General features: G+C 69.4%; 24 protein-coding genes. 10 read left to right on the plus strand and 14 right to left on the minus strand.

Features of this window, described 5'->3' with window-relative positions:
- Positions 1 to 117: 117 nt before the first annotated feature.
- The gene (locus tag P1J78_RS17700) at positions 118 to 1,203 is read left to right on the plus strand and encodes an ABC transporter permease (RefSeq protein WP_275568709.1); all 1,086 of its coding nucleotides are present in this window, start codon (positions 118 to 120) and stop codon (positions 1,201 to 1,203) included.
- 20 nt (positions 1,204 to 1,223) lie between these two features.
- Here P1J78_RS17700 and P1J78_RS17705 read toward each other — a convergent pair whose 3' ends face one another.
- Positions 1,224 to 1,832: a type VI secretion system-associated protein TagO gene (locus P1J78_RS17705; RefSeq protein WP_275568710.1), complete on the minus strand. Its 609-nt coding sequence runs from the start codon at positions 1,830 to 1,832 to the stop codon at positions 1,224 to 1,226.
- 110 nt (positions 1,833 to 1,942) lie between these two features.
- On the opposite strand from P1J78_RS17705, the gene P1J78_RS17710 reads away from it, so the two are divergent.
- A complete protein-coding gene (locus P1J78_RS17710; RefSeq protein ID WP_275568711.1) occupies positions 1,943 to 2,875 on the plus strand; it encodes an ABC transporter permease in 933 nt (310 codons plus the stop codon).
- A gap of 54 nt (positions 2,876 to 2,929) precedes the next feature.
- Positions 2,930 to 4,018: a BMP family ABC transporter substrate-binding protein gene (locus P1J78_RS17715; RefSeq protein ID WP_275568712.1), complete on the plus strand. Its 1,089-nt coding sequence runs from the start codon at positions 2,930 to 2,932 to the stop codon at positions 4,016 to 4,018.
- Between the two features lie 64 nt (positions 4,019 to 4,082).
- Here the strand turns inward: P1J78_RS17715 and P1J78_RS17720 are convergent, their stop codons facing one another.
- Positions 4,083 to 4,664, minus strand: a complete 582-nt coding sequence (locus P1J78_RS17720; protein WP_275568713.1) for a nickel-binding protein — start codon at positions 4,662 to 4,664, stop codon at positions 4,083 to 4,085.
- 91 nt (positions 4,665 to 4,755) lie between these two features.
- On the opposite strand from P1J78_RS17720, the gene P1J78_RS17725 reads away from it, so the two are divergent.
- Positions 4,756 to 6,384, plus strand: coding sequence for a winged helix-turn-helix domain-containing tetratricopeptide repeat protein (locus tag P1J78_RS17725; protein WP_275568714.1), 1,629 nt, complete (start codon positions 4,756 to 4,758; stop codon positions 6,382 to 6,384).
- Positions 6,385 to 6,405: 21 nt separating this feature from the next.
- Here P1J78_RS17725 and P1J78_RS17730 read toward each other — a convergent pair whose 3' ends face one another.
- The gene (locus P1J78_RS17730; protein WP_275568715.1) at positions 6,406 to 6,828 is read right to left on the minus strand and encodes an SRPBCC family protein; all 423 of its coding nucleotides are present in this window, start codon (positions 6,826 to 6,828) and stop codon (positions 6,406 to 6,408) included.
- On the minus strand, positions 6,818 to 7,165 hold the full coding sequence (locus P1J78_RS17735; RefSeq protein WP_275568716.1) for an ArsR/SmtB family transcription factor: 348 nt from the start codon (positions 7,163 to 7,165) through the stop codon (positions 6,818 to 6,820). Before P1J78_RS17735 ends, P1J78_RS17730 begins: the two co-directional genes overlap by 11 nt.
- Before the next feature lie 110 nt (positions 7,166 to 7,275).
- Here P1J78_RS17735 and P1J78_RS17740 point away from each other — a divergent pair, with 110 nt between their 5' ends.
- The gene (locus P1J78_RS17740) at positions 7,276 to 8,238 is read left to right on the plus strand and encodes an aldo/keto reductase (protein WP_275568717.1); all 963 of its coding nucleotides are present in this window, start codon (positions 7,276 to 7,278) and stop codon (positions 8,236 to 8,238) included.
- Between the two features lie 313 nt (positions 8,239 to 8,551).
- Complete coding sequence (locus P1J78_RS17745; protein ID WP_275568718.1) at positions 8,552 to 9,559, plus strand: SH3 domain-containing protein; 1,008 nt, start codon at positions 8,552 to 8,554, stop codon at positions 9,557 to 9,559.
- Positions 9,560 to 9,602: 43 nt separating this feature from the next.
- On the opposite strand, the gene P1J78_RS17750 is transcribed toward P1J78_RS17745, so the two are convergent.
- From P1J78_RS17750 to P1J78_RS17775, 6 genes are all read right to left on the minus strand, one after another.
- Positions 9,603 to 12,107 (minus strand): GcvT family protein, encoded by a 2,505-nt coding sequence (locus P1J78_RS17750; protein ID WP_275568719.1) that lies wholly within the window; start codon positions 12,105 to 12,107, stop codon positions 9,603 to 9,605.
- A 125-nt stretch (positions 12,108 to 12,232) separates the two neighbouring features.
- A complete protein-coding gene (locus tag P1J78_RS17755) occupies positions 12,233 to 12,568 on the minus strand; it encodes a type II toxin-antitoxin system RelE/ParE family toxin (protein WP_275568720.1) in 336 nt (111 codons plus the stop codon).
- Positions 12,565 to 12,828 (minus strand): type II toxin-antitoxin system ParD family antitoxin, encoded by a 264-nt coding sequence (locus P1J78_RS17760; protein ID WP_275568721.1) that lies wholly within the window; start codon positions 12,826 to 12,828, stop codon positions 12,565 to 12,567. Before P1J78_RS17760 ends, P1J78_RS17755 begins: the two co-directional genes overlap by 4 nt.
- Positions 12,829 to 12,894: 66 nt before the next feature.
- Positions 12,895 to 13,542, minus strand: coding sequence for a hypothetical protein (locus tag P1J78_RS17765; protein WP_275568722.1), 648 nt, complete (start codon positions 13,540 to 13,542; stop codon positions 12,895 to 12,897).
- A 7-nt stretch (positions 13,543 to 13,549) separates the two neighbouring features.
- On the minus strand, positions 13,550 to 13,948 hold the full coding sequence (locus P1J78_RS17770; protein WP_275568723.1) for a hypothetical protein: 399 nt from the start codon (positions 13,946 to 13,948) through the stop codon (positions 13,550 to 13,552).
- A gap of 169 nt (positions 13,949 to 14,117) precedes the next feature.
- Entirely contained in the window at positions 14,118 to 15,104 is a 987-nt protein-coding gene (locus tag P1J78_RS17775) for a 2-hydroxyacid dehydrogenase (protein ID WP_275568724.1), read from the minus strand.
- 150 nt (positions 15,105 to 15,254) lie between these two features.
- Between P1J78_RS17775 and P1J78_RS17780 the strand changes: the two genes are divergently transcribed.
- The gene (locus P1J78_RS17780) at positions 15,255 to 15,770 is read left to right on the plus strand and encodes an SH3 domain-containing protein (protein ID WP_275568725.1); all 516 of its coding nucleotides are present in this window, start codon (positions 15,255 to 15,257) and stop codon (positions 15,768 to 15,770) included.
- A 52-nt stretch (positions 15,771 to 15,822) separates the two neighbouring features.
- Here the strand turns inward: P1J78_RS17780 and P1J78_RS17785 are convergent, their stop codons facing one another.
- The 4 genes from P1J78_RS17785 to P1J78_RS17800 all read right to left on the minus strand — a co-directional run bounded on the left by P1J78_RS17785 (position 15,823) and on the right by P1J78_RS17800 (position 19,056).
- Positions 15,823 to 16,242 carry a DUF1810 domain-containing protein gene (locus P1J78_RS17785; protein ID WP_275568726.1) on the minus strand — a complete coding sequence of 140 codons (420 nt, stop codon included), beginning with the start codon at positions 16,240 to 16,242 and terminating at the stop codon, positions 15,823 to 15,825.
- On the minus strand, positions 16,239 to 17,609 hold the full coding sequence (locus P1J78_RS17790) for a glutamate--cysteine ligase (RefSeq protein WP_275568727.1): 1,371 nt from the start codon (positions 17,607 to 17,609) through the stop codon (positions 16,239 to 16,241). The genes P1J78_RS17785 and P1J78_RS17790 overlap by 4 nt, the downstream gene beginning before the upstream one ends.
- A 66-nt stretch (positions 17,610 to 17,675) precedes the next feature.
- On the minus strand, positions 17,676 to 18,191 hold the full coding sequence (locus tag P1J78_RS17795; protein WP_275568728.1) for a hypothetical protein: 516 nt from the start codon (positions 18,189 to 18,191) through the stop codon (positions 17,676 to 17,678).
- 157 nt (positions 18,192 to 18,348) lie between these two features.
- The gene (locus tag P1J78_RS17800) at positions 18,349 to 19,056 is read right to left on the minus strand and encodes a 16S rRNA (uracil(1498)-N(3))-methyltransferase (protein WP_275568729.1); all 708 of its coding nucleotides are present in this window, start codon (positions 19,054 to 19,056) and stop codon (positions 18,349 to 18,351) included.
- Positions 19,057 to 19,077: 21 nt separating this feature from the next.
- Between P1J78_RS17800 and ubiA the strand changes: the two genes are divergently transcribed.
- The 3 genes from ubiA to P1J78_RS17815 all read left to right on the plus strand — a co-directional run bounded on the left by ubiA (position 19,078) and on the right by P1J78_RS17815 (position 22,397).
- Positions 19,078 to 20,037, plus strand: a complete 960-nt coding sequence (ubiA, locus tag P1J78_RS17805) for a 4-hydroxybenzoate octaprenyltransferase (RefSeq protein ID WP_275568730.1) — start codon at positions 19,078 to 19,080, stop codon at positions 20,035 to 20,037.
- A 69-nt stretch (positions 20,038 to 20,106) separates the two neighbouring features.
- Complete coding sequence (locus P1J78_RS17810; protein WP_275568731.1) at positions 20,107 to 22,029, plus strand: OmpA family protein; 1,923 nt, start codon at positions 20,107 to 20,109, stop codon at positions 22,027 to 22,029.
- Entirely contained in the window at positions 22,026 to 22,397 is a 372-nt protein-coding gene (locus P1J78_RS17815; RefSeq protein WP_275568732.1) for a hypothetical protein, read from the plus strand. The genes P1J78_RS17810 and P1J78_RS17815 overlap by 4 nt, the downstream gene beginning before the upstream one ends.
- Positions 22,398 to 22,452: the final 55 nt, after the last annotated feature.

Consider the following 22,452-nt stretch of genomic DNA (forward strand, 5'->3'; position numbering starts at 1 on the left):
GAAGATGCGGGGGTGTCCGAGGTTGGACGGGGGGGGTAAGATCTTGAAATATATCGTGTTACCGGTAACTGTCCAGGCCTCGTCCGCGCCCTGTCCGAGCGGTGTGGAGGGGCGCACGTGATCCGGCTGGAGAAGCGGCCGCAGCCCTCGCGGGCGTGGAGCTATGCGACGCCGGTGCTGGCGGTGATCGTGACGATGATCGCGGGCGGCATCCTTTTCGCGGTGCTGGGCAAGGACCCGGTGCTGTCGATCCGCACGATCTTCTGGGATCCGCTGTTCGGCGAATTCGCGTTCTATTACCGCGGGCAATTGCTGGTGAAGGCGGGGCCGCTGATCCTGATCGCGATCGGGCTGTCGCTCGGCTTTCGGGCGGGCATCTGGAACATCGGCGCCGAAGGGCAGTACATCATCGGCGCGATCTGCGGCGCGGCGGTGGGGTTGGCCTTCTATCCGATGGAGGCGCGCTGGCTGATCTTTCCGCTGATGGTGATCGCGGGCGCGGTCGGCGGCTTCCTCTGGGCGATGATCCCGGCGATCCTGAAGACCCGGTTCAACACCAACGAGATCCTGGTGTCGCTGCTGCTGGTCTACGTGGCCGAGCAGCTCCTGGCCTCGATGGCGCTGGGGACCTTGCGCAACCCGGAAGGGTCGGGCTTTCCGGGCAGCCGGAACCTGCAGCAATACGACAGCGCCGCCAATACCGAGCTGATCGCCGGGACGGGGATGCATTGGGGCGTGGTGGCGGCGCTGCTGGCGGTGATCGGGGCCTATGTGCTGCTGAACCGGCACATGCTGGGCTACCAGATCCGGCTGACCGGGCAGAGCCCGCGGGCGGCGCGCTTTGCCGGCGTGCGGCCGCGGCTGCTGGTGGTGTTCTGCCTCGGCGCCTCGGGGGCGCTGGCGGGGCTGGCGGGGCTGTTCGAGGTGGCCGGGCCGGCGGGGCAGATCTCGATCGACTTCAACTCGGGCTACGGGTTCACCGCGATCATCGTGGCCTTCCTCGGGCGGCTGCACCCGGTGGGGATTTTGCTGGCGGGGCTCCTTCTGGCGCTGACCTATATCGGCGGCGAGGCGGCGCAGGCGACCCTGGGCCTGCCGGCGGCGGCGATCCAGGCCTTCCAGGGGATGCTTCTGTTCTTCCTGCTGGCGGTGGACGTGCTGACGAACTACCGGATGCGGTTCGGCCGCGCGGAGGTGGCGTGATGGGCCGTCTTGCCCGATCACTACCAGTGGCAAGCCTCCCTCAACGGAGCGATGGCTTGCTCGAGTCCCGTGATATCGAAGCGCGCCGTAGCGGGGCTCTCGTTGAAGGGCGTGAAGCGAACGAGCAACCGTTCGGCGCCGAGAAGTTCCTTGACCAACGGAATGGACCGGCCCCCATTCCAGAGCCCAAGCGAGTTGTTGGAGGTGCTTGCGTCGAACCCTTTCGAGACGGCGGGCCTGTCATCGATCCTGTATTCGACCTGCCCGTATCCGCCGTGCCCGGACGTCAGGTGGCAATCCGTCGCGATGAAGAGGCTGGTCGTGTCTTCCAGACATCGCAGGATGAGGTTCGCGTGCTGCGGCGTACCGAACATGTTGCAGCGCAGCGGTTCTTCCGACTCGACCGTAAGGTACACATTGGTCGTGTCGGTGAATTCGGAGGTTTCGGTTCGGACCATCCAGTCACCGCCGGCGTCCTGGTCCACCTCGGTCACCGGCGTGCGGCCCGCGGCGCGATCGTAGCAGGCAAGCCGGTCAAGATCGTTCTCGATCTCGACGCAGTCGTCCAGCGCGAAGGCCGGCGCCCCCAGCATCCCGATCGCGGCGACGATACCAACAGCTCTCATCATTCCTCACCAAGGTCACTAGATCATTTCGCTTACACTTCCGTTGTAGGGTTAATTTTGTCTGAACTTTCTCGAAACCGGGGCCGTTTCGGTTCCTTTTCGGAGGCTGCCTGATGGACCTCTCCACGATCAATCCCGCCGTCTTGCTGGCCTCGCTGATGGTCGCCTCCACCCCGATCCTCTTGGCCGCCATCGGCGAATTGGTGGTGGAGAAGTCGGGCGTGCTGAATCTGGGTGTCGAGGGCATGATGATCGTCGGCGCGATCTGCGGCTTCGCCGTCTCGGTGGAGACCGGCTCGCCGGTTCTGGGCTTCGTCGCCGCGGCGGCGGGCAGCGCGCTGTTGTCGATGACCTTCGGCATCCTCACCCAGTTCTTCCTGTCGAACCAGGTGGCGACCGGCCTGGCGCTGACGCTGTTCGGGCTGGGGCTGTCGGCGCTGATGGGCCAGGGCTATGTGGGCATCAAGCCGCCGGCGATGGGCGATCTGAACCTCGGGCCGCTGGGCGACATCCCCTTCGTCGGGCGCGTCCTGTTCCAGCACGATGTCATGGTCTACGTCTCGCTGGCGCTGGTCGCGGCGGTCTGGGCCTTTCTGAAATACACCCGCGCGGGGCTGATCCTGCGGGCGGTGGGCGAGAGCCACGATGCCGCGCACGCGCTGGGCTACAAGGTGGTCGTCGTGCGGCTGGCGGCCATCGCCTTCGGCGGCGCCTGCGCCGGGCTGGGCGGCGCCTATCTGAGCCTGATCCGCGTGCCGCAATGGACCGAGGGGATGACCGCCGGCGCCGGCTGGATCGCGCTGGCCATCGTGGTGTTTTCCAGCTGGCGCGCCTGGGGCGTGCTGATCGGCGCCTATCTTTTCGGCGGGGTCACGGTATTGCAGCTGAACCTGCAGGCCGCGGGGCTGGACGTGCCCGTCGAGTACTTGTCCATGTCCCCGTATCTGATAACGATTCTGGTTCTGGTCATCATGTCCTCGGGACGCGGCCGCGCGGCACTGAACGCGCCGGCCTCGCTGGGACGCTCTTTCCACGCCTCGCACTAGGGGCACCGACCGGCGGGGCGGAACCCCCCGCGACAACGACAGGGAGATAGATCCATGCAAAGAAGAACGATCCTGAAGGGCGGCGCGGCCGCGGCGGCGACCCTGGCGCTGGGCCGCCCCGGCTTTGCCGGCAGCCACCTGCCGGTGAAGGCCGGCTTCATCTATGTCGGGCCGATCGGCGACGGCGGCTGGACCTACGAGCACAACGAGGGCCGGCTGGCCGTCGAGGAGCATTTCGGCGACCAGGTCGAGACGGTCTACCAGGAAAGCGTGCCCGAGGGCGCCGATGCCGAGCGCGCGCTGACCCAGATGGCGCTGGGCGGGGCGGACATCATCTTTACCACGTCCTTCGGCTACATGGACCCGACGATCAACGTCGCCAAGAAGTTCCCGGACGTGAAGTTCGAGCATGCCACCGGCTACAAGCGCGCCGACAACGTGGCGACCTATTCGGCCCGCTTCTACGAGGGGCGCGCGGTGCAGGGCACCATCGCCGGGATGATGACCGAGACGAACAAGATCGGCTATATCGGGTCGTTCCCGATCCCCGAGGTGATCCGCGGCATCAACTCCGCCTATATCCACGCCAAGAAGGTGAACCCCGACGTCGAGTTCTCGGTCGTCTGGGCCTTCACCTGGTTCGATCCGGCGAAGGAGGCGGACGCCGCCACGGCGCTGATCGAGCAGGGCTGCGACGTGATCCTGCAGCACACCGATTCCACCGCGCCGCAGGCGGCCGCCGCCAGCGCGGGCGACGTGATCACCTTCGGCCAGGCGTCGGACATGGCCGAGTACAAGCCGCTGCCGCGGGTGTCGTCGATCATCGACAACTGGGCGCCCTATTACATCGAGCGGGTGCAGGCGGTGATCGACGGCAGCTGGGAGCCGACCGACACCTGGGGCGGCATCGACAGCGGCATGGTCAAGATCGGCGAGATCACCGACGCGGTGCCCGAGGAGGTCAAGGCCAAGGCGCTTGAGATCCGCGACAGCATCGCCGACGGCTCGTACCACCCGTTCACCGGCCCGCTGAACAAGCAGGACGGCTCGGCATGGCTGGCCGAGGGCGAGACGGCCACGGACGAGACGCTGCTGGGCATGAACTTCTACGTCGAGGGGCTGTCGGGGACGATCCCGCAATAGCCCCGGCCCGGAGGCACGACGAAGGCCCGCCGCGGAGGCGGGCCTTTTCTTTTGGGGCCGCGCCTCAGTGGACGCGCTGTTCGACCAGGGTGATCTTGCCGATGGGCGCGCCGGCCAGCGCACCGTGCTCGCGCAGCGTCTCGGGCGAATCCGCGCGGTAGACGCAATAGGTGCCCTCGCTCGTCAGATAGGAGTGATCCCATTCGATGATCTCGCCCAGCTTCTCGATGGCGGCATTCGAGTTCTGCGAGATCTTCCGCTTCTTCTCGAGCCCGAAGAAGCCGACGCCGGGGATCGGGCGCTCGATGACGAAGACGCCGTGCCCGTCGCGCGGCTCGGGGCCCGCGGGGGCGCCGCCGCCCACGGTGGGCGAGTTGACGAACAGCACCTCCGATATCTTGCCGGCGTCGATGGCGGCATTGTCCAGAAAGCCTTCGAGCGCGTCCATGTCGGCCGCGGTGAAGACGGCGTAGGATTCCGGCCCCGCGGACAGGGTTTCGTCCAGCGTGACCGCGTGGCTCTCCAGCAGGGCGGGCGACGGCGCGGGCAGCGGCGCGTCGAGTTCCACCACGAATTGTCCGGCGAACGCGGGGGCGGCGGCGTACAGGGCGGCGGCGAATGCGAGGGCGGTGGTCATGCGGGACATGGGTCTCTCCGTTGAGGTTGGGTTTCGCGCTTGGGCCAGCGGTGGGCTGACGTGTAGGATGGTTGCGCGACGGCCCGGTGGAGTGTCCTGAATGAGACACGAAAAATACACGAAAACACAAGACAGGCTTGTGTTGGGGGCGTTCTTCTATGACCCGGCCACCCGGCAGCTGAGCGATGCCGACGGCGGGCTCGTGCATCTGCGCCGGCAATCGCAGGAGGTGCTGGCGGTGCTCGCGGCCAATCTGGGCAAGGTCGTCTCCAAGGACCGCCTGGTCGAGACGGTGTGGAAGGGCGTGGCCACCACCGACGACTCGCTGGTGCAGTGCATCGCCGACATCCGCCGCACCCTCGGCCGCGACGCGGTCGAGACGTTTCCCAAGAGAGGCTACCGGCTGCGCGCCGGCCCGGGCGACACGGCCAAGCGACCGCGCCACCGCGCCCCCCTGCTGGCCGGGGCGCTGGCGGTGCTGACGGCGGCGGCGCTGACCCTCGCGCTGTGGCCCGATCCCGACGGCCGGCCCATCGTGCCGCCGCGCGTGTCCCAGGAACGCACGCTTGCGGTGCTGCCCTTCGTCAACCTGAGCGACGACGACGCCCTGCGCTATTTCAGCGACGGGCTGAGCGAGGACCTGACGACCGACCTGTCCAAGGTGACGCGGCTGACCGTCATCTCGTCGGCGTCGAGCTTCGACTTCCCCGAGGCCGAAGCCGGCTTCCGCCGGATCGCCGAGGAACTGGGCGTGCGCTATCTGGTGCGCGGCACGGTGCGGCACCACGACGAGCGTGTGCGGATCAACGTCTCTCTCATCGACCCCTATGACGGCATCAACCTTTGGGCGGACCGCTACGACCGCGCCCGGCAGGACCCGTTCGACGTGCAGGCCGAGGTCACCCGCGAGATCGTCGCGGCGCTGTCCCTGACGCTGGGCACCGCGGCGGAGCCCGCGCGCCGGATTGACCCCGACGCCTATTACATGCTGCTGCGCGGGCTGGAGCCGCTGCGCGCCCATACCGCCGCCGGCAACCTGGAGGCGCGGGGGTATTTCGAACGGGCGCTGGAGCTGGATCCCGAATACGCCCGGGCCCATGCCAATATCGCCATCACCTACGGGCGCGAGACCGTGTTCCGCTATGCCGACGCGATCTCGCCGGAGTCGGTTCAGAACGGGCTGGAGGCGGCCATCACCGCGATCCGGCTGGACCCGGAGATCCCCGACGCCTATTTCGCGCTCGGCGTCCTGAACCTCGCGATCGGCGAACATGCCAACGCGCTGGCGGCGGCGCGCCACGCGATCCGGCTCGATGCGAACTATTCCGACGGCTATGCGCTGCTGGCCGAGATCGCGGTGCATGGCGGCGATCTGGACGAGGCGCTGGCGGCGATCCGGCGCGCCAAGCTGCTGCACCCGCGATATCCGTTCACCTACGACTGGATCGAGGGGCACATCCTGTTCCAGATGGGCCGCTACGACGACGCCCTGCCCTTCCTCGAAGCCGTCGCGCGCGGCAATCCCGGCTTCTACCGCGGGCTGGTGACGCTGGCCGCGACCTATGGGCAGACCGGCGACCGCGCGCCCGCCGCCGAGGTGCTACGCAAGGCGCATGCAGCCCGTCCCGGCACCGACTTCGACCGCGAGGCGGCGCAATCGCCCTATCTGTTCGAAGAGCGGCGCGAACGGCTGGCCGCAGGGCTGCGCGCCGCGCGGGACGATCCGTGACCGCCCCGCACGCCGCGGGTCTCAGACCGCTTGCGCCAGCGCGCCGAGGATCCCGGTCCAGCCCTTCTCGTGCCCGTCGCGCGAGCTGTCCGACGGGAACCGGTCGTGGACCAGCGTCACCAGCGTTCCCGCGCCCTCGGGCTCGAAGGTCAGGGTGACGACGCTGTCGGGCGCCGCGTGCGGCGAGTTCCAGGTGAACACCAGCCGGCGCGGCCGCTCGATCTCGCGGTACTCGCCCCAATGCGGGATCTCGCCCTTTTCGGCGGTCATCACGATGTCATAGCGGCCGCCGACGCGCGGGTCGGTCTCGGCCTTGGTCACCCCGACATCCGGCCCCGGGCGCATGAACTTCGTCAGCATCTCCGGGTCCAGCCAGGCATCGAACACCCGTTCGGGCGGGGCGGGGACGGTCTGCGTCACGCGCAGCGAAAGGTCAGTGGTCATCGTCGTCATCCTCTGCAAATAGCTCGGCCAGACGTTCCAGCCGCATCTCCCAGGTCGACCGCAGCTCGGCGAACCAGTCGTCGATCAGCCGCAGCGGACCCATCTCCGGCGCGATCAGATGCTCGCGCCACTCGGTCTTCCGGCTGACGAGCCCTGCCCGTTCCAGCGCCTTTATGTGCTTCGACACCGAGTTGAGGCTCATGTCGAAGCGCCCGGCCAGATCCGTCACCCGCAGCGGTCCCTCCTGCACCAGGATCGTCAGGATCCTGCGCCTGTTCGGGTCCGAGGCCGCCTTCAGGATGTCGGTCAGCCGGTCGCTGTCATCTCGTTCAACCATCTAGGTGAATTACCAGCGCCGGCCGCGTCAGTCAACCCTATAGGTGAATTAAGGCCGCTTGCCCCGCCCCGCGCCCGCCGGTAGGTCTGGACCGAAACAGGAGGATCCCGATGTCGACCCACCCCGATGCCCTGCCGCCGCACCCGGCGCTGACCACCCAGGCCGGCGACGCGGCCTCGACTGTCTGCTTCGGCGCCATGCAGTTCGGCGGCACGGCCGACGCGGCCGAAAGCGAAGCCATGTTCGACGCCTGCCGCGCCGCGGGCATCAATTTCTTCGACACCGCCTTCGGCTATACCGGGGGCCGCTCGGAAACGCTGCTCGGCCGGTTCGCCGCGCCCGAGCGGGAGCGCCTGTTCATCGCCACGAAATGCGCCGCCCCGGCCCCCAGCACCGCCGCCAACATCACCGCGCAGTTCGAGCAGAGCCTGCAGCGGCTGGACATGGATTATGTCGACCTGCTCTACCTGCACCGCTGGGATCCGGACACGCCGCTGGAGGAGACGTTCGAGGCGCTGGCCGGCCTGGTCGAGGCGGGCCGGGTGCGGCGCATCGGCATCTCCAACTTCTCGGCCTGGCAGACGATGAAGGCCGCCTGGGTCGCCCACCGTTTCAGCCTGTCAATCGACGCGCTGCAACCGATGTACAACCTCGTCAAGCGCCAGGCCGAGGTGGAGATCCTGCCGATGGCCGCCTCCGAGGGCTTCGCCGTCATGCCCTATTCGCCGCTGGGCGGCGGCCTGCTGACCGGCAAATACGCCGGTGGCGCGAGCGGCCGGCTGAAGGAGAACGAGATGTACCGCGCGCGCTACGGCCAGGACTGGATGCACGACGCCGCCGCCGCGCTGGCCGACCTCGCCGCCGACACCGGCACCTCGCCCGCCACGCTGGCCGTGGCCTGGGTCGCCCACAACCCCGACGTGACGGCCCCGATCATCTCCGCCCGCTCGGTCGAGCAGCTGAAACCGTCCCTCGCCGCGATGTCCTTCGAGATGGACGAGGCGCTCTACGCCCAGATCTCCGCCCTGACACCGAAGCCCGCCCCGGCCACCGACCGGTCGGAAGAGGCCTGACGGCGGAGCTTCGAACCCTTCTTGCCTCCGGCGGGACTATGTCCGGCCAGAAGAAGACCGGGAACGCGCCCCTGGCTTCTTCTCGTTCCAAATACGCCCGCCGGAGGCGTCCCGGCCGCACCACCGGCGCCCCGGCCCGGACGGCGCGTCGCCTGGCCACGGGCAGAGAAGACTCGCGCGGACGCGCACATTTTGACAGCTTGCCGTTGCATCCGCACCACCACGATTTCTTCAACGCACCCCCGCACTTGCCGCACCGGGCGAAATCCGGCAATCCTCTGGCGAATTGCCTTTGTCCCTTCGGGAGAGTTTCATGCGCGCGTCCCTGTTTCCGGCCCTTCTCCTCGCCGCCGCGGCGGGTCTTGCCGCCCCCGCCGCCCGGGCCGGCGAGGGCGCCTCGACCACCTGGCTCAACGTTCGCTCCGGCCCCGGCGCCGGCAACGCGCGGGTCGGCGGGCTGGCCCCCGGCGACGTGGTGGAGATCCTGCGCTGCAACGCCGATGCCTGGTGCCGGATCGTCGGCAGCGGGCAGGACGGCTGGGTCGCCTCGCGCTACCTGACCGCCGGGCCGAACGCGCCCGAGGCCGACCCGCGCTGCAGCTGGGAATTGCAGATCGACCGCCCCGACCCGCAGTTCCGCGCCGTCTGCCCCGCCGGGGTGGAGCCGCCCGCCCCGCCGCCGCCCCCGGGCGACATCGCCTGTTTCTACGAGCGCGAGAATTTCGGCGGCACCCGCACCTGCCTGGAGGTCGGCGACTACGCCACGCTGGCCCCGGGCCTCGACGACACGTTCAGCTCGGTCCAGGTCTCGGGCGAGGCGCGGGTCCGCCTCTGCGTCGATCCCGCGCTCGGCGGCACCTGCATGGACTGGCTGGAAAGCGCCCCCTCGCTCGACCGCCGGCTCGACGACACCGCGTCCTCGGTGAAGGTCTATGTGGGCTACCTGCCGCCGCCCCCGCCGCCGCCGCCGGTCGTCCGCTCCGAGGGGCTGGTGCCGGTCACGCTGAACGGCCGCGTCAACCTGGACCTCGGCCGTCCCGGCCCGGCGGGCGCCGACATCTGGTGGCGCCCGGCGAACGGCGACGCGGCAGTGATCGAACCGGTGAACGGGGCGCAGCTGTCGCTGGGCGACGGCACCGACCGGTCGCTGCACGACTGCGTCACCGAGAGCTTCGACGAACGCCCGCTGGACTTCGCCGCCCTCACCGACGGCGCCGTCGTCTGCCTGAAGACCAATCTGGGCCGCGTCGGCCGGTTCCAGGTCTCGAAGGTGGGCGGCGACACGCTCGACCTCGCCTACGTCACCTGGGCCCAGGAATAGGCCGCGCCCCGCCGGCGGGCGCGGCCGGGCTGCACGCCCGGGATCAGCCGTCGGCGCGGATCGCCGCGTTCTTCGGGTCGTAGGGGCTGTCCTCGGCGACCTCGGCGTCCCAGAGCCGGTCGAACATCTTGACCTTCAGCCGCTGCCCGGGGTCCGCGACGTCGGGGCGGACATAGCCCATGCCGATGGACTTGCCGAAGGCGACCGACCAGCCGCCCGATGTCAGCCGCCCGACCTGGGTGTCGCCGTCGTAGAGCGCCTCGCGGCCCCAGGGGTCGGCATCCTCCGGTCCGTCGATCAGGACCGTCACGCATTTCGCCTGGATGCCCCGGTCGACCATCGCCTCCTTGCCGTGGAACTCCTTGGAAAGGTCGACGAATCGGTCGAGCCCCGCCTCCAGCGGCGTCGAATCGCGGCCCAGCTCGTGGCCGAAGGCGCGGTAGGACTTCTCCTGCCGCAGCCAGTTCTGCGCCCGCGCGCCCACCAGCTTCAGCCCGTGCGGCTCGCCCGCCTCCATCAGCCGGTCGAACAGGTAGTTCTGCATCTCCGTCGGGTGATGCAGCTCCCAGCCCAGCTCGCCGGTATAGGCCACGCGGATCGCCACGGTGGGGCACATCAGAAGCTCGACATCCTTCGCCGAGAGCCACGGGAAGCGCTTGTTCGACAGGGCCGTCGTCGGGTCCGCGTCGCGGATCAGCGCCGCCATGACGTCGCGTGCCTTCGGGCCGGCGAGCGCGAAGGCGCCCCACTGGCTGGTCACGTCGTGCACCGTGACGGGCCCGCCGCCGCGCGCCATGAAATCCTCGGCCGCCTTCTGCAGGAAATCCGCGTCATAGGCAGCCCAGGCGCCGGCGGAGACGAGGTAATAGCCGTTCTCCTGGCGCCGAACGATGGTGTATTCGGTCCGCGTCGTCCCCGCCGCGGTCAGCGCATAGGTCAGGTTGATGCGGCCCACCTTCGGCAGCCTGTTGCAGGTGAACCAGTCGAGGAATTCGGTCGCGCCGGGGCCGGAGACCCAGTGCTTGGCGAAGCCGCTGGCGTCGATCAGGCCCACGCCGCCCCGGATCGCCTCGGCCTCGGCCCTGGCATAGTCCCACCAGCCGCCGCGGCGGAACGACCGGGCGTCGTGGTCGAAGCTCTCGGGCGCGTCGAGCGGGCCGAAGTAGTTGGGCCGCTCCCACCCGTTCACCACGCCAAACTGCGCGCCGCGGGCCTTCATCCGGTCGTAGCAGGGCGCGGTGCGCAGCGGGCGGCAGGCGGGGCGCTCCTCGTCGGGGTGGTGCAGGACGTAGACGTGGTCGTAGGCTTCCTCGTTCTTCCGGGCGGCGTATTCCGTCGTGATCCACGGGCCGAACCGCTTGGGGTCCAGCACGGCCATGTCGATGGCGGCGTCGCCCTCGGTCATGATGTCGGCGAGGTACTTGCCGGCGCCGCCCGCGGCGGTGATGCCGAAGGAGAAGCCCTCGGCCAGCCACATGTTCCGCAGCCCCGGCGCGGGGCCGAGCAGCGGGTTGCCGTCGGGCGTGTAGCAGATCGGGCCGTTATAGTCGTCCTTCAGGCCCAGCTCCTCGGTCGACGGGAGCCGGTGGATCATCGACATGTACTCCTCCTCGATCCGCTCCAGGTCGAGCGGGAAGAGGTCGGCGCGGAAGCTGTCGGGGACGGCATATTCGAACCGCGCCGGGGCGCCGCGTTCGTAGGGGCCGAGGATCCAGCCCTTGCGCTCTTCGCGGACGTACCACTTGGCGTCGGCGTCGCGCAGCACCGGGTGCTCGGGGTTGCCCGCGTTGCGCCACTCGGCGAGCGCCGGGTCGGGTTCGGTTACGATATACTGGTGCTCGACGGGGATCGCCGGGATCTTCAGGCCCAGGAGATTCGCCGTGCGCTGCGCGTGGTTGCCGGTCGCCGTCACCACATGCTCGGCGGTCACCACGGTGGTCTCGTCGGACGGCACCAGGTTGCCGCCCTTCTCGACCATCTTGGTGCAGGTCACGCGCCACTCGGAGCCGGTCCATTCGTAGCCGTCGACCTGCCACTTCCGCTCGATCGTCGCGCCGTGCTGGCGGGCGCCCTTGGCCATCGCCTGGGTCACGTCGGCGGGATTGATGTAGCCGTCCGTCGGGTGATAGATCGCGCCCTTCAGGTCCTCGGTCCGCACCAGCGGCCAGCGCTCCTTGATCTGCGCCGGCGTCATCCATTCGTAGGGGATGCCCACCGTGTCGGCGGTGGCGGCGTAGAGCATGTACTCGTCCATCCGCTCCTGCGTCTGCGCCATGCGCAGGTTGCCGACCACGTAGAACCCGGCGTTGAGGCCCGTCTCCTCCTCCAGCGTCTTGTAGAACTTGACCGAGTAGTCGTGGATCCAGCTGGTGGCGTAGCCCATGTTGAACAGCGGCAGGAGCCCCGCGGCGTGCCAGGTCGAGCCGCTGGTCAGCTCGTCGCGTTCAAGCAGCATGACGTCGGCCCAGCCGGCGCGCGCGAGGTGATACGCGATGGACGTCCCCACGGCACCGCCGCCGACGACCAGAGCTTTGACATGGGTTTTCATGGGCCGACACTCCGCTGACTCTCGGCGCATACGTCGCAGAAATTACAGCGCGGTTGAGAGGGACAGCCGACAGGTGATGACGGAAAAGCGACATGGGCCGCTTGTGCGTCGATCCGCCTGCCCCGTCACCCCCGGCGCGCGGCGGCGAGCGCGGCGAGGCGCCGGGGCAGATCGCTGCGGGCGTGCAGGACGTCGATGACCACGACGTCGCTCTCGCGCTCCAGGTAGACGACGAAATGCATCCCGGCCCGGACATAGCGCAGATCGCTTGCGCCCGCGCCCCCGACCAGCAGGCTGCAGTCGCGCCCGACCGCCGTGCCCGCCGCGATGCCGTCGCAGCACTCGATCAGATCGGCCTCATACGCCGCCGCCTGCCGGGGACCGAACCGCGCGAACGTCCACGCTGCGATCTCCCCGAGGCTCCGCTCGGCCAGCCGGGTCAGCCGCCAGGGCCGGTTCACGCCCCGCGCCGTTCCCGTGCCGCGGCAAAGGCCCGGCGGACCGCATCCGCCCCGCTGCCCTCGGCCAGGTCGCCGGCCGCCGCCTGGGCCAGACCTTCGCGCAGCCTGTCCTCGATGGCGTGTGCGGCAGCTTCCTCCCGCTCCAGCAGGCGCAACCCGGCGCGCAGCGCCTCGCTGGCATTCTGGTACCGCCCGCTCGCCACGAGGGCCTGGACGAGTTCTTCCTGCTGCTGTGTCAGCACGACGTTGCGTGTGGCCATCGCGTCAGTCTCCAAAGGCGTCGATTGGCAATATATGCCATCTCCGGCCGTTGCGAAAGGCCGCCCCTACCGTCCCAGCGCCGCATCCACGTTCTCCACCGTGAACACCTGTCGCAGGATGTCGCGGATCTCCGCCCGGCGCGGGTTGTCGGGGTCGAAGATCAGGTAGCACATGTAGTCTTCGACCAGTGCGCCCTGCTGTTCGTAGCCGTAGCCCAGGAACCCCTCGCCCGCGTTCGGGCGGTAGAAATACGGATCGCCCAGGATCAGGCTTTCGAAGATCGCGCGGCCGGGGTGGTAGCCGGTGACGCGGCGGTTCTGCCATTGCCAGACATGCACCAGCTCGTGGCCGAAGATCAGCGCCTCGGGCACCAGCACGCCCTCGGGCCAGCGCGGCATCATGTCGGCATGGTAGTATTCCGGCATCACGTGGACGCGGTCGTAGAGCGCGAAGGCCGGCGGCGGCTCGCGCGGGCCGGTGTCGGGGGCGACGCGGTCGCACAGGCCGGGGCGGCGCGCCACCGGCTCGGGGTCGGCCGGCAGCGGGCGCGGCGCCGGCGCGGGCGTGAGGCCGAGCCCCACGGCCACACGCACCCGGTCCACGTCCAGCGTCTCGCCGAAGAGATCCCGGGCAAAGGCGCGTTCCCCCTCCGCCAGGGGACGGGAGCAGGCGGCGAGCAGGATCAGTAGGAACAGGCCGGTCAGCCGCCGCATCGCTCCCTCAGCATTGGTGCGAATAGGTGAAGACCAGCGTGTCGGTCACCACGTTGCCAGTGAAGGCGCAGCCCGATCGCGTCTGCCGGCTCCCCTGCACGGTCACCTGCGTCTGGTTCGGCGCGACCGGGCCGGCCACCGCGTACTCCATCGGGCCGCAGGCGGACGAGAAGACGCGCGCCGTTCCGGAATACCAGTTGCCGTTCTTGCGGCCGTTGAACAAAAGCGTCCCGGGCCGGACCCCGGCGCTCCACAGCCCGTCGCGCGGCTGTTCGTAGTAGAAATACCGCTCGGCCCCGTAGGCCTTCAGCCGCATCAGCGAGCCGTTGTGCCACCAGCAGCTGTCGGCCAGGGCCGCCGTCGCCATGGTCATCAGCACCAGGACGGCTGCAATCAGATCTTTCATGGGTCTTCTCCGCAATGACTGCGGACAGAGTGGCGCAGCCGGTGACCCGCTGTCCAGTGCCGGCGAGGCCGAATGGCCCCCGTCATAGCGCGGAGTCGGCGCCATCGGTCGTCGCGTACCGTGGCGGACTGGCCGGAGCCCTATTCGGCGATGCGACCCGCGCCGCCCGTCACAGCATCGACGGCACCACCAGGTCCGGCGGCCGGTGCCCGTCGGCGAAGGTCTTGATGTTGATGATCACCTTCTCGCCCATCTCGGCCCGCCCCTCGCGCGTGGCCGAGCCCATATGCGGCAGCAGCACCACGTTGTGCAGCTCCCGCAGGCGGGGATTGATCTCGTGGCCGTGCTCGAACACGTCCAGCCCCGCCCCCGCGATCTCGCCCGAGCGCAGCATCCGGGTCAGCGCGTTCTCGTCGATCACCTCGCCGCGGGAGGTGTTCACGATCACGGCCGAGGGTTTCATCAGCTTCAGCCGCCGCGCGTTCAGCAGATGGAAGGTCGAGGGCGTGTGCGGGCAGTTGACCGACACCACGTCCATCCGGCTGACCATCTGGTCGAGGCTGTCCCAGTAGGTCGCCTCCAGCTCGGTCTCGATCTCCGGACGCAGTCGGCGGCGGTTGTGATAGTGGATCTGCATCCCGAACGCCTTGGCCCGCCGCGCCACCGCCTGGCCGATCCGGCCCATCCCGAGGATGCCCAACCGCCGTCCGCCGACCCGCCCGCCCAGAAGCGCCGTCGGCGCCCAGCCGGCCCAGGTGCCGGCCTGCATGATCGCCAGCCCCTCGGGAATGCGGCGGGTGACGGCCAGGATCAGCGCCATGGTCATGTCGGCGGTGTCCTCGGTGACCACGCCGGGCGTGTTCGACACGAGAATCCCCCGCTGCCGCGCCGTCGACACGTCGATATGGTCCACCCCGGCGCCGAAATTGGCGATCAGCTTCAGCTTGTCGCCCGCCTGCGCCAGGAGCCCCTGGTCCAGCGTGTCGGTGATCGAGGGCACCAGCACATCCGCCCGCCGCATCGCCGCCGACAGCTCGTCGCGGGTGAACAGCGTGTCCTCCTCGCGCAGTTCGACGTCGAACAGCTCGGTCATCCGGGTCTCCACGACCTCGGGCAACCGTCGCGTAACGACAACACTCAAACGCTCTCGGGCCACTGCCGCTCCCCCCGTGCTTCCGTTCGGATCAACCTGCTGGCAGAGTTACAACATCGGCAGCGGGGCACAACCGATTGAATGCCCAAAACCCCGCGCCGCACGGGCGGCAAATCGCCCACGAGCAGGACGGATTTCGGTGGGACAACCGGCATGAGGCGCATCAGGACGGGTGTGACCGCCGCGGCATTGGCCGTGGCGATGGCGATTTCCATGGCGGGCGGGGCACTGGCGGCCCAGGAGCGGGGGCCGGTGACCAACCTGCCGATCCCGCGTTTCGTGTCGCTGAAGGCCAGCGAGGGCAACGTGCGGCGTGGCCCGTCGCTCAGCCACCGCATCGACTGGGTGTTCAAGCGGCGCGACATGCCGCTGCAGGTGGTCGGCGAATACGGCCACTGGCGCCGGGTGAAGGACCGCGACGGCGCGGGCGGCTGGGTGCATTATTCGCTGCTGTCGGGCGTGCGGACGGTGCTGATCGAACAGGACATGGTGCCGCTTCTGATGAAGCCCGACCCGAAGGCGCCGGTGAACGCGCAGCTGGAGATGGGCGTGGTGGCGCGGCTGGACGAATGCCGCCTCGACTGGTGCCGGATCGGCGCGGGCGGCTACCGCGGCTGGGTGCCTTCGGATGCGCTCTGGGGCGTGATGGCGGACGACCAGCGGCGGTGACCGCGCCCCGGGCGCCCGGCGAGGAAAGCCGTCGGGCTTGACGCGCCCGGCGTTACCCGCGCTCCAGCTCCTCCAGCGTCAGCGGGCAGCGTTCGCCGCCGTAGAACGCCTCCAGCAGCTCGGCGAATGGCCCCGCCCCCTCCGCCGCGACCTCGAACAGCGTCGCGCAGGAGCGCAGCTTCAGCGCGTCGACCGAGCCGAGAATCGCCTCCGGCGGCGTGCCCGCATGGGCAAGCAGCGCCCGCGAGATCTCGTCGAGCCGCGCCCCCAGCACCGGATGCGCCCAGTAATCGCGCGCCTCCGCCAGCCCGGACAGGCCATAGTACCGCGCCCGCTCCGAGCGGCCCAGGCCGGCCAGCTGCGGAAAGATGTACCACATCCAGTGGCTCTGCTTCCGCCCGGCCTCGATCTCGGTCAGCGCGACCGGATAGGTCGTTACCTGCGCTTCGACGAACCGGTCGAGATCGCTCAATAGGAGAACTCCTCGTAGATCGGCGACAGGTCGCCGTTCCAGTCGCCGTGATAGCGTTCCAGCAACTCGTCGGCCGGCACCTTGCCGTTGTCGACGCTGTCCTCCAGCGCATGCAGGAAATGGCGCTCGTCCTGCACCATGCCGCCGAGGCCGGGCTTGCCGCGCGCGATCAGCCCGTGCCGGGCGATGCCCACGACCTCGCGCGCCAGGTCCTGCATCGTCCGCCCGCCGACCACGGCCTGCAGCCCGTGGACCGACGCCTCGACCCGCCACGCCTCGCGCGTTTCGGCGTCCCAGTCCTTCACCAGGTCCCAGGCCGCGTCCAGCGCGCCCTGGTCATAGGTCAGCCCGACCCACAGCGCCGGCAGCGCGCAGAGCCGCCGCCACGGCCCGCCATCGGCGCCGCGCATCTCGATGAACTTCTTCACCCGCGCCTCGGGGAAGATTGTGGTCAGGTGGTCGGCCCAGTCCGACATCAGCGGCGTCTCGCCGGGCAGCGCCGGCAGCTCGCCCTTCAGGAAATCCCGGAACGACTGGCCCAGCGCGTCGATGTACCGGCCGTCGCGGTAGACGAAGTACATCGGCACATCCAGCGCATAGTCGACCCAGCGCTCGAAGCCGAACCCGTCCTCGAAGACGAAGGGGAGCATCCCGGTGCGGGCCGCGTCCAGGTTGCGCCAAATCCAGGAGCGGTAGGACTTCAGTCCGTTCAGCTTGCCCTCGAAGAACGGCGAGTTGGCGAAAAGCGCGGTGGCGACCGGCTGCAGCGCCAGCGCGACGCGCATCTTCTGCACCATGTCGGCCTCGGACCCGAAGTCGAGGTTGACCTGCACGGTGCAGGTGCGCCGCATCATCGTGGTGCCGGTGGTGCCTACGGTCTGCATGTAGCCGTCCATCAGCTTGTAACGGCCCTTGGGCATCAGCGGCATCTCGTCATGGGTCCATTCCGGCGCCGCCCCCAGCCCGATAAAGCCGATGCCGATATCGTCGGCCACGGCCTTCACCTCGCGCAGATGCTCGTTCACCTCGTCGCAGGTCTGGTGGATCGTCTCCAGCGGCGCGCCCGACAGCTCCAGCTGCCCGCCCGGCTCCAGCGAGATGTTGGCGCCGTTCAGCTCCAGCCCGATGATCTTGCCGCCCTCGTCCAGCGGCTGCCAGCCGAAGCGGTCGCGCAGCCCCTCCAGCATCGCGCGGATCGAGCGCGGGCCGTCATAGGGCAGCGGGCGGTGGGTGTCGCGGCAATAGCCGAACTTCTCGTGCTCGGTCCCGATGCGCCAATCCTCGGGCGGCTTGCAGCCGGCTTCGAGGTATTCGGCCAGTTGCTCGTGTCGCTCGATGGGGCCGCCGCCCGACTGTGGAATGGACATCGCCGCGCGCCTCTTCGTCTGCCCCGCTCCGGTTGCCGGGCAAACAAAGCGGTTTTCAGGGCGAAGTCAATGCAGCCGGCGCTGCCCCGCGTGCCAGATCCGGACCCGCTTGTCCGGGTTGCTGCGCAGCTGGCTGAGCATGTTCTCGGTCTCGATGCCGTCCAGCGCGGAGAACACGTCGAACAGCGCCTCGGCGTTCTCGGCATGGGTGGGAATATCCACCGTCAGCCCGTGCAGGTCGGTCAGCGACCAGACCGCGTAGGGCTTGGCCGCCGGGTCGAGCACCACCGAGGTCAGCGCGTCGATCGAGATCGAGCCGCCGTCATGCGGGCCGTAATAGGTGACCTGCCGCTCGTCGATATGCACCACGCCCGGCCCGCCCGCGCCGACGCGGAAGCGCGTGCGCTGAAACCCCGCGAAGGTGATCAGCGCGCCGACGATCGCAAGGCAGGTGCCCACGATCGCGAGAACGCCGTTCTGCGAGACCGCCCAGTACATGCCGCAGCAGGCGACGAAGGCGCCGACAAGCACCTCGCGCCAGCGCCAGATCCTCTGTTGCAGTTCCGGTCGGATGAAGCTCATCGAGAGGCCCTCTTTCGTCTGTCGCGGATGCGGGGAGCCTATCCGGGGGTTCGGGGCGAAGATATGGCAGCCGCTTGCTGCTTCGATGCAGCTTTGCGCGTCCCGGCGACAATAGCGCAGCCGGGCGCAGCTTGTCAGCCCTCGCACGACAAATGCCTCACCAGTCGCCCAGCGCCGCCTGCCACAGGGTCAGCGCCGCGACCGCCGCCGTGTCGGCGCGCAGGATTCGCGGCCCCAGGCTGATCGTCCGGACAAAGGGCAATGCGGCGAGCCGTGCGCGCTCGGCCTCGCTGAAGCCGCCTTCGGGCCCGATCAAGATGGCCGCCTTGCCCCGCGGCCCCTGCAGCGGGTCGGCCGCGCCCACCTGCGCCTCGTCGCAGAAGATCAGCCTGCGGTCCGCCGGCCAGTCGTCGAGCACGGTGCCTAGTTTCTCCAGCTCCGCCACCTCGGGCACGTAGGTTCCGCCGCACTGCTCGGCCGCCTCCACCGCGTGCGCCTGCAGCCGGTCGCGGCGGATGCGCTCGGAATTCGTAAAGTCGGTCTGCACCGGCAGGATCCGTGCCGCGCCCAGCTCCGCCGCCTTCTCGACGATGAAGTCGGTGCGCGCCTTCTTGATCGGCGCGAACAACAGCCAGAGATCGGGCGGCATCTGCAAGGGCTTCGTCCGCGCGCCGACCGCAAGCTCGCCGTCCTTCTTTCCGGCGCGCGCCACGGTGGCGGCGAACTCCCCGTCGCGGCCGTTGAACAGCGCGAGCGCGTCGCCCGCCTTCAGCCGCATCACGCCGAACAGGTAATGCGCCTGATCCCGCGTCAGCGAGACCGGTTGTTCCGGGACCAGCGGTTGATCTACATAGAGCCTGACCATGCGAGGAAGGATAGGCACGCCATGGCCGATGCACCAGAGTCCACCGGAACCGTCTCCGACGCCGTCCGCGGCAACTGGGTCGACCGGCTGGCCCCGCCATGGTCGCGGCCCTACCTGCGCCTGTCGCGCGCCGACCGGCCGATCGGCACCTGGCTACTGCTTCTGCCCTGCTGGTGGTCGGCGCTGCTGGCGGGCGTCGCCACCGGCGGGCCGTCGTGGTGGCTGGCCTGGGTGATGGCCGGGTGCGGCATCGGCGCCTGGCTGATGCGCGGCGCCGGCTGCACCTGGAACGACATCACCGACCGCAACTTCGACGGCCGCGTCGCGCGCACCGCCTCCCGCCCGATCCCTTCGGGCCAGGTCTCCGTGACCCAGGCGGCGGCGTGGATGTGCCTCCAGGCGGTGCTCGCCCTCGGCATTCTCCTGACCTTTCCGCCGCTGGCCATCGCCATGGGAATCGGCTCGCTCGCGCTGGTCTGCATCTACCCGTTCGCCAAGCGCTTCACCTGGTGGCCGCAGATCTTCCTGGGCCTCGCCTTCAACTGGGGCGCGCTTTTGGGCTGGGTCGCGGTGACCGGCAGCTTCCACCCCGCGCTGCTGCTGCTCTATCTCGGCGGCATCTGCTGGACGATCTTCTACGACACGATCTATGCCCATCAGGACAAGGAGGACGACGCGCTGATCGGCGTGAAGTCCACCGCCCGCCTGTTCGGCGCCAACACCGCGCGCTACCTGCAATACTTCATCATCGGCACGTTGACGCTGCTGGCCGTCGCGGTGATCTGGGCGCTGGTGCCGCAGACCAACATCCTGGCACTGGTCGTCGCGATCTGCGGCGTCTGGGCGATGGGCTGGCACATGGCCTGGCAGCTCCGGCAGCTCGACATCGACGACGGCGACACTTGCCTGCGGCTGTTCCGCTCCAACCGCGACGCGGGGCTGATCCCTGGGCTGTTTCTCGCCGTGGCGCTGCTGGTATGATTGCGACTTTCCGCGCAACCGCCTAAGACACCCGGCAGACCCACTTCGCGGACCCGTACGACTCTGTCCATGCGCAATTTTTCCCTGATCGCCAGCTTTGCCGCCTTCGCGCTCGCCGCGCTGGGCGCGGTCGGCGCGGCCACCTTCATGGTGGACCGGATCGAGCACGGATCGGAACGCGCCGTGGAATCGCTGTTCCTGCAGCATCGGCTCGACTGGGCCTCGGTCGAGATGGACGGCCTGCAGGTCCGCCTGACCGGCACCGCGCCGGACGAGGCCACGCGGTTCGAGGCGCTGACGCTGGCCGGCGAGGTGGTGGACGCCACCCATGTGATCGACGCGATGGAGGTGGTGCCGCCGAAGCCCGTGGAGCCGCCCGACTTCTCCATCGAGATGCTGCGCAACGACGAGGGCATCTCGCTGATCGGCCTGGTGCCGAAGGCGCTCGACCGGCGTGAAATGACCGAGCTTCTGCAGAACATCGCCGGTCCCGGCGAGGTCACCGACCTTCTGGAGAGCGCCGACTACCCGGTGCCGGACGGCTGGGCGCCGGCGCTGAACTTCGCGCTGGACGCGCTGGCCGACCTGCCCCGGTCGAAGATCTCGGTGGCCCCGCACGAGGTGCGGGTGACGGCCATCTCCGACAGCGCCGAGCAGAAGCGCGACTGGGAGGCCGCGATGCGGCAGGCGGTGCCCGACGGCGTCGAGGTGTCGCTCGACATCAGCGCGCCGCGCCCCGTCATCACCCCGTTCACCCTGCGGTTCCTCCTGGACGAGGAAGGCGGCCGGTTCGACGCCTGCTCGGCCCATACCGAAGACGGCCGCGCCCGCATCCTCGCCGCTGCCGCCGAAGCCGGGCTTCAGGGCCAGACGGAGTGCCGGCTGGGCCTGGGCGTGCCCTCGCCGCGCTGGCCCGACGCGGTCACCGACTCGATCCGCGCGCTGTCGCGGCTGGGCGGCGGCACGCTGACCGTCTCGGATGCCGACGTCACGCTGGTGGCGCCCGAGGGCACGGCGCAGCGGCGGTTCGACACGGTCGTCGGTGAATTGGAGGCGGCGCTGCCCGACGTCTTCTCGCTGCACGCGGTCCGGCCGGAACCGCCCGCCGAGGACACCGCCGACGGCGACGACCCCGAAGGCCCGCCGGAATTCATCGCCACCCTGTCGCCCGAGGGCCTTCTGCAACTGCGCGGCCGCGTCTCCGACGAGCGGCTGCGCGCCGCCGTCGAGGGTTTCGCGCTGGCCCGCTTCTCCTCGGCCGAGGTCAGCGCGGCGATGCGCGTGACCGAAGGTCTGCCGGCCGGCTGGCCCGGCCGCGTCTTCGCCGGGCTGCAGTCGCTGTCGAAGCTGTCGAACGGCGCGCTGGTGGTCCAGCCCGACCTCGTCGAGATCCGCGGCGACACCGGCCTGCCCGACGCCAAGGCGGAAATCGCGCGCATCCTCGGCGAACAGCTGGGCGCCGCCGGCAACTTCACCATCGACGTCACCTATCACGAGGCCGAGACGGCGCCCGAAGAGGAGGCCCCCACGGCCGAGGAATGCGTCGCCGCGATCAACGCCATCCTGTCGGTGCGCCAGATCACCTTCGACCCGGGCTCGGCCGATATCGAGGGCGCCGCGCGCATCTCGGTCGACCGCATCGCCGAGGTGATGGAGGACTGCACCGACGTGCCGATGGAGATCGGCGGCCACACCGACAGCCAGGGACGCGAACAGATGAACCTGGGCCTGTCGCAGCGCCGCGCCGAGGCGGTGCTGGAGGCGCTGATGGCGCGGCGGGTTCTGGTGGCCAACCTGTCGGCCAAGGGCTATGGAGAAGCCCAGCCCATCGCCGACAACGACACCGCGGAGGGCCGCGAGGCCAACCGCCGGATCGAGTTCACCCTGATCGAGCCGGAGGCGGAGGAAGACGGCGACGGCGAAGGCGAAGGCAACGGGGACGAAGCGCCCGAGGGCGACGGCGCGGACAGCGAGGCGGAGACCGACGAATGAACCGGCTGGAATTCATCGCGATCACGGCGATCGTCCTGTTCGTGGCCTTCGCGCTGGGCTGGTTCGCCCACTGGCTGATCCACCGCTTCAGCCGGGTCAAGGGCTCGGAGATGAGCGAGCTCGACAAGCTGGCGCAGCAGCTGCACGAGGCCGAGGACCAGCGCGACCAGGCCGTGGCCTACTACCAGCAGCGCGAAAACGACCTCACCGGCACGCTGCACCAGACCGAGGCGGAGCTGTCGGCCGCCATGGAGGCGCTGCGCGACACCCGGCAGGAGGCCGAGGAACTGCGCGCCTATATCGAGAAGGTCAACCAGTCCGACGCCCCGGCGCCCGCCGAATCCGCGCCGGTCTTCACCCGCCGCTGAGCCGCCGTCACCTGCACCACCGCGCTTTTCCGGGCGCGGGGTGGGTGGGCGGGCG

Source organism: Psychromarinibacter sediminicola (assembly GCF_029168335.1).
In the GTDB taxonomy this organism is placed as follows: domain Bacteria; phylum Pseudomonadota; class Alphaproteobacteria; order Rhodobacterales; family Rhodobacteraceae; genus Psychromarinibacter; species Psychromarinibacter sediminicola.

Excerpts from the sequence above, each read along its gene's own strand:
- P1J78_RS17780 (WP_275568725.1), top strand. The coding sequence starts at position 15,255 with ATGAGGCGCATCAGGACGGGTGTGACCGCCGCGGCATTGGCCGTGGCG.
- P1J78_RS17750 (WP_275568719.1), bottom strand. The coding sequence starts at position 12,107 with ATGAAAACCCATGTCAAAGCTCTGGTCGTCGGCGGCGGTGCCGTGGGG.
- P1J78_RS17765 (WP_275568722.1), bottom strand. The coding sequence starts at position 13,542 with ATGCGGCGGCTGACCGGCCTGTTCCTACTGATCCTGCTCGCCGCCTGC.
- ubiA (WP_275568730.1), top strand. The coding sequence starts at position 19,078 with ATGGCCGATGCACCAGAGTCCACCGGAACCGTCTCCGACGCCGTCCGC.
- P1J78_RS17705 (WP_275568710.1), bottom strand. The coding sequence starts at position 1,832 with ATGATGAGAGCTGTTGGTATCGTCGCCGCGATCGGGATGCTGGGGGCG.
- P1J78_RS17790 (WP_275568727.1), bottom strand. The coding sequence starts at position 17,609 with ATGTCCATTCCACAGTCGGGCGGCGGCCCCATCGAGCGACACGAGCAA.
- P1J78_RS17800 (WP_275568729.1), bottom strand. The coding sequence starts at position 19,056 with ATGGTCAGGCTCTATGTAGATCAACCGCTGGTCCCGGAACAACCGGTC.
- P1J78_RS17725 (WP_275568714.1), top strand. The coding sequence starts at position 4,756 with ATGAGACACGAAAAATACACGAAAACACAAGACAGGCTTGTGTTGGGG.
- P1J78_RS17710 (WP_275568711.1), top strand. The coding sequence starts at position 1,943 with ATGGACCTCTCCACGATCAATCCCGCCGTCTTGCTGGCCTCGCTGATG.
- P1J78_RS17815 (WP_275568732.1), top strand. The coding sequence starts at position 22,026 with ATGAACCGGCTGGAATTCATCGCGATCACGGCGATCGTCCTGTTCGTG.
- P1J78_RS17730 (WP_275568715.1), bottom strand. The coding sequence starts at position 6,828 with ATGACCACTGACCTTTCGCTGCGCGTGACGCAGACCGTCCCCGCCCCG.
- P1J78_RS17795 (WP_275568728.1), bottom strand. The coding sequence starts at position 18,191 with ATGAGCTTCATCCGACCGGAACTGCAACAGAGGATCTGGCGCTGGCGC.
- P1J78_RS17745 (WP_275568718.1), top strand. The coding sequence starts at position 8,552 with ATGCGCGCGTCCCTGTTTCCGGCCCTTCTCCTCGCCGCCGCGGCGGGT.
- P1J78_RS17760 (WP_275568721.1), bottom strand. The coding sequence starts at position 12,828 with ATGGCCACACGCAACGTCGTGCTGACACAGCAGCAGGAAGAACTCGTC.
- P1J78_RS17735 (WP_275568716.1), bottom strand. The coding sequence starts at position 7,165 with ATGGTTGAACGAGATGACAGCGACCGGCTGACCGACATCCTGAAGGCG.
- P1J78_RS17715 (WP_275568712.1), top strand. The coding sequence starts at position 2,930 with ATGCAAAGAAGAACGATCCTGAAGGGCGGCGCGGCCGCGGCGGCGACC.
- P1J78_RS17770 (WP_275568723.1), bottom strand. The coding sequence starts at position 13,948 with ATGAAAGATCTGATTGCAGCCGTCCTGGTGCTGATGACCATGGCGACG.
- P1J78_RS17810 (WP_275568731.1), top strand. The coding sequence starts at position 20,107 with ATGCGCAATTTTTCCCTGATCGCCAGCTTTGCCGCCTTCGCGCTCGCC.
- P1J78_RS17720 (WP_275568713.1), bottom strand. The coding sequence starts at position 4,664 with ATGTCCCGCATGACCACCGCCCTCGCATTCGCCGCCGCCCTGTACGCC.
- P1J78_RS17740 (WP_275568717.1), top strand. The coding sequence starts at position 7,276 with ATGTCGACCCACCCCGATGCCCTGCCGCCGCACCCGGCGCTGACCACC.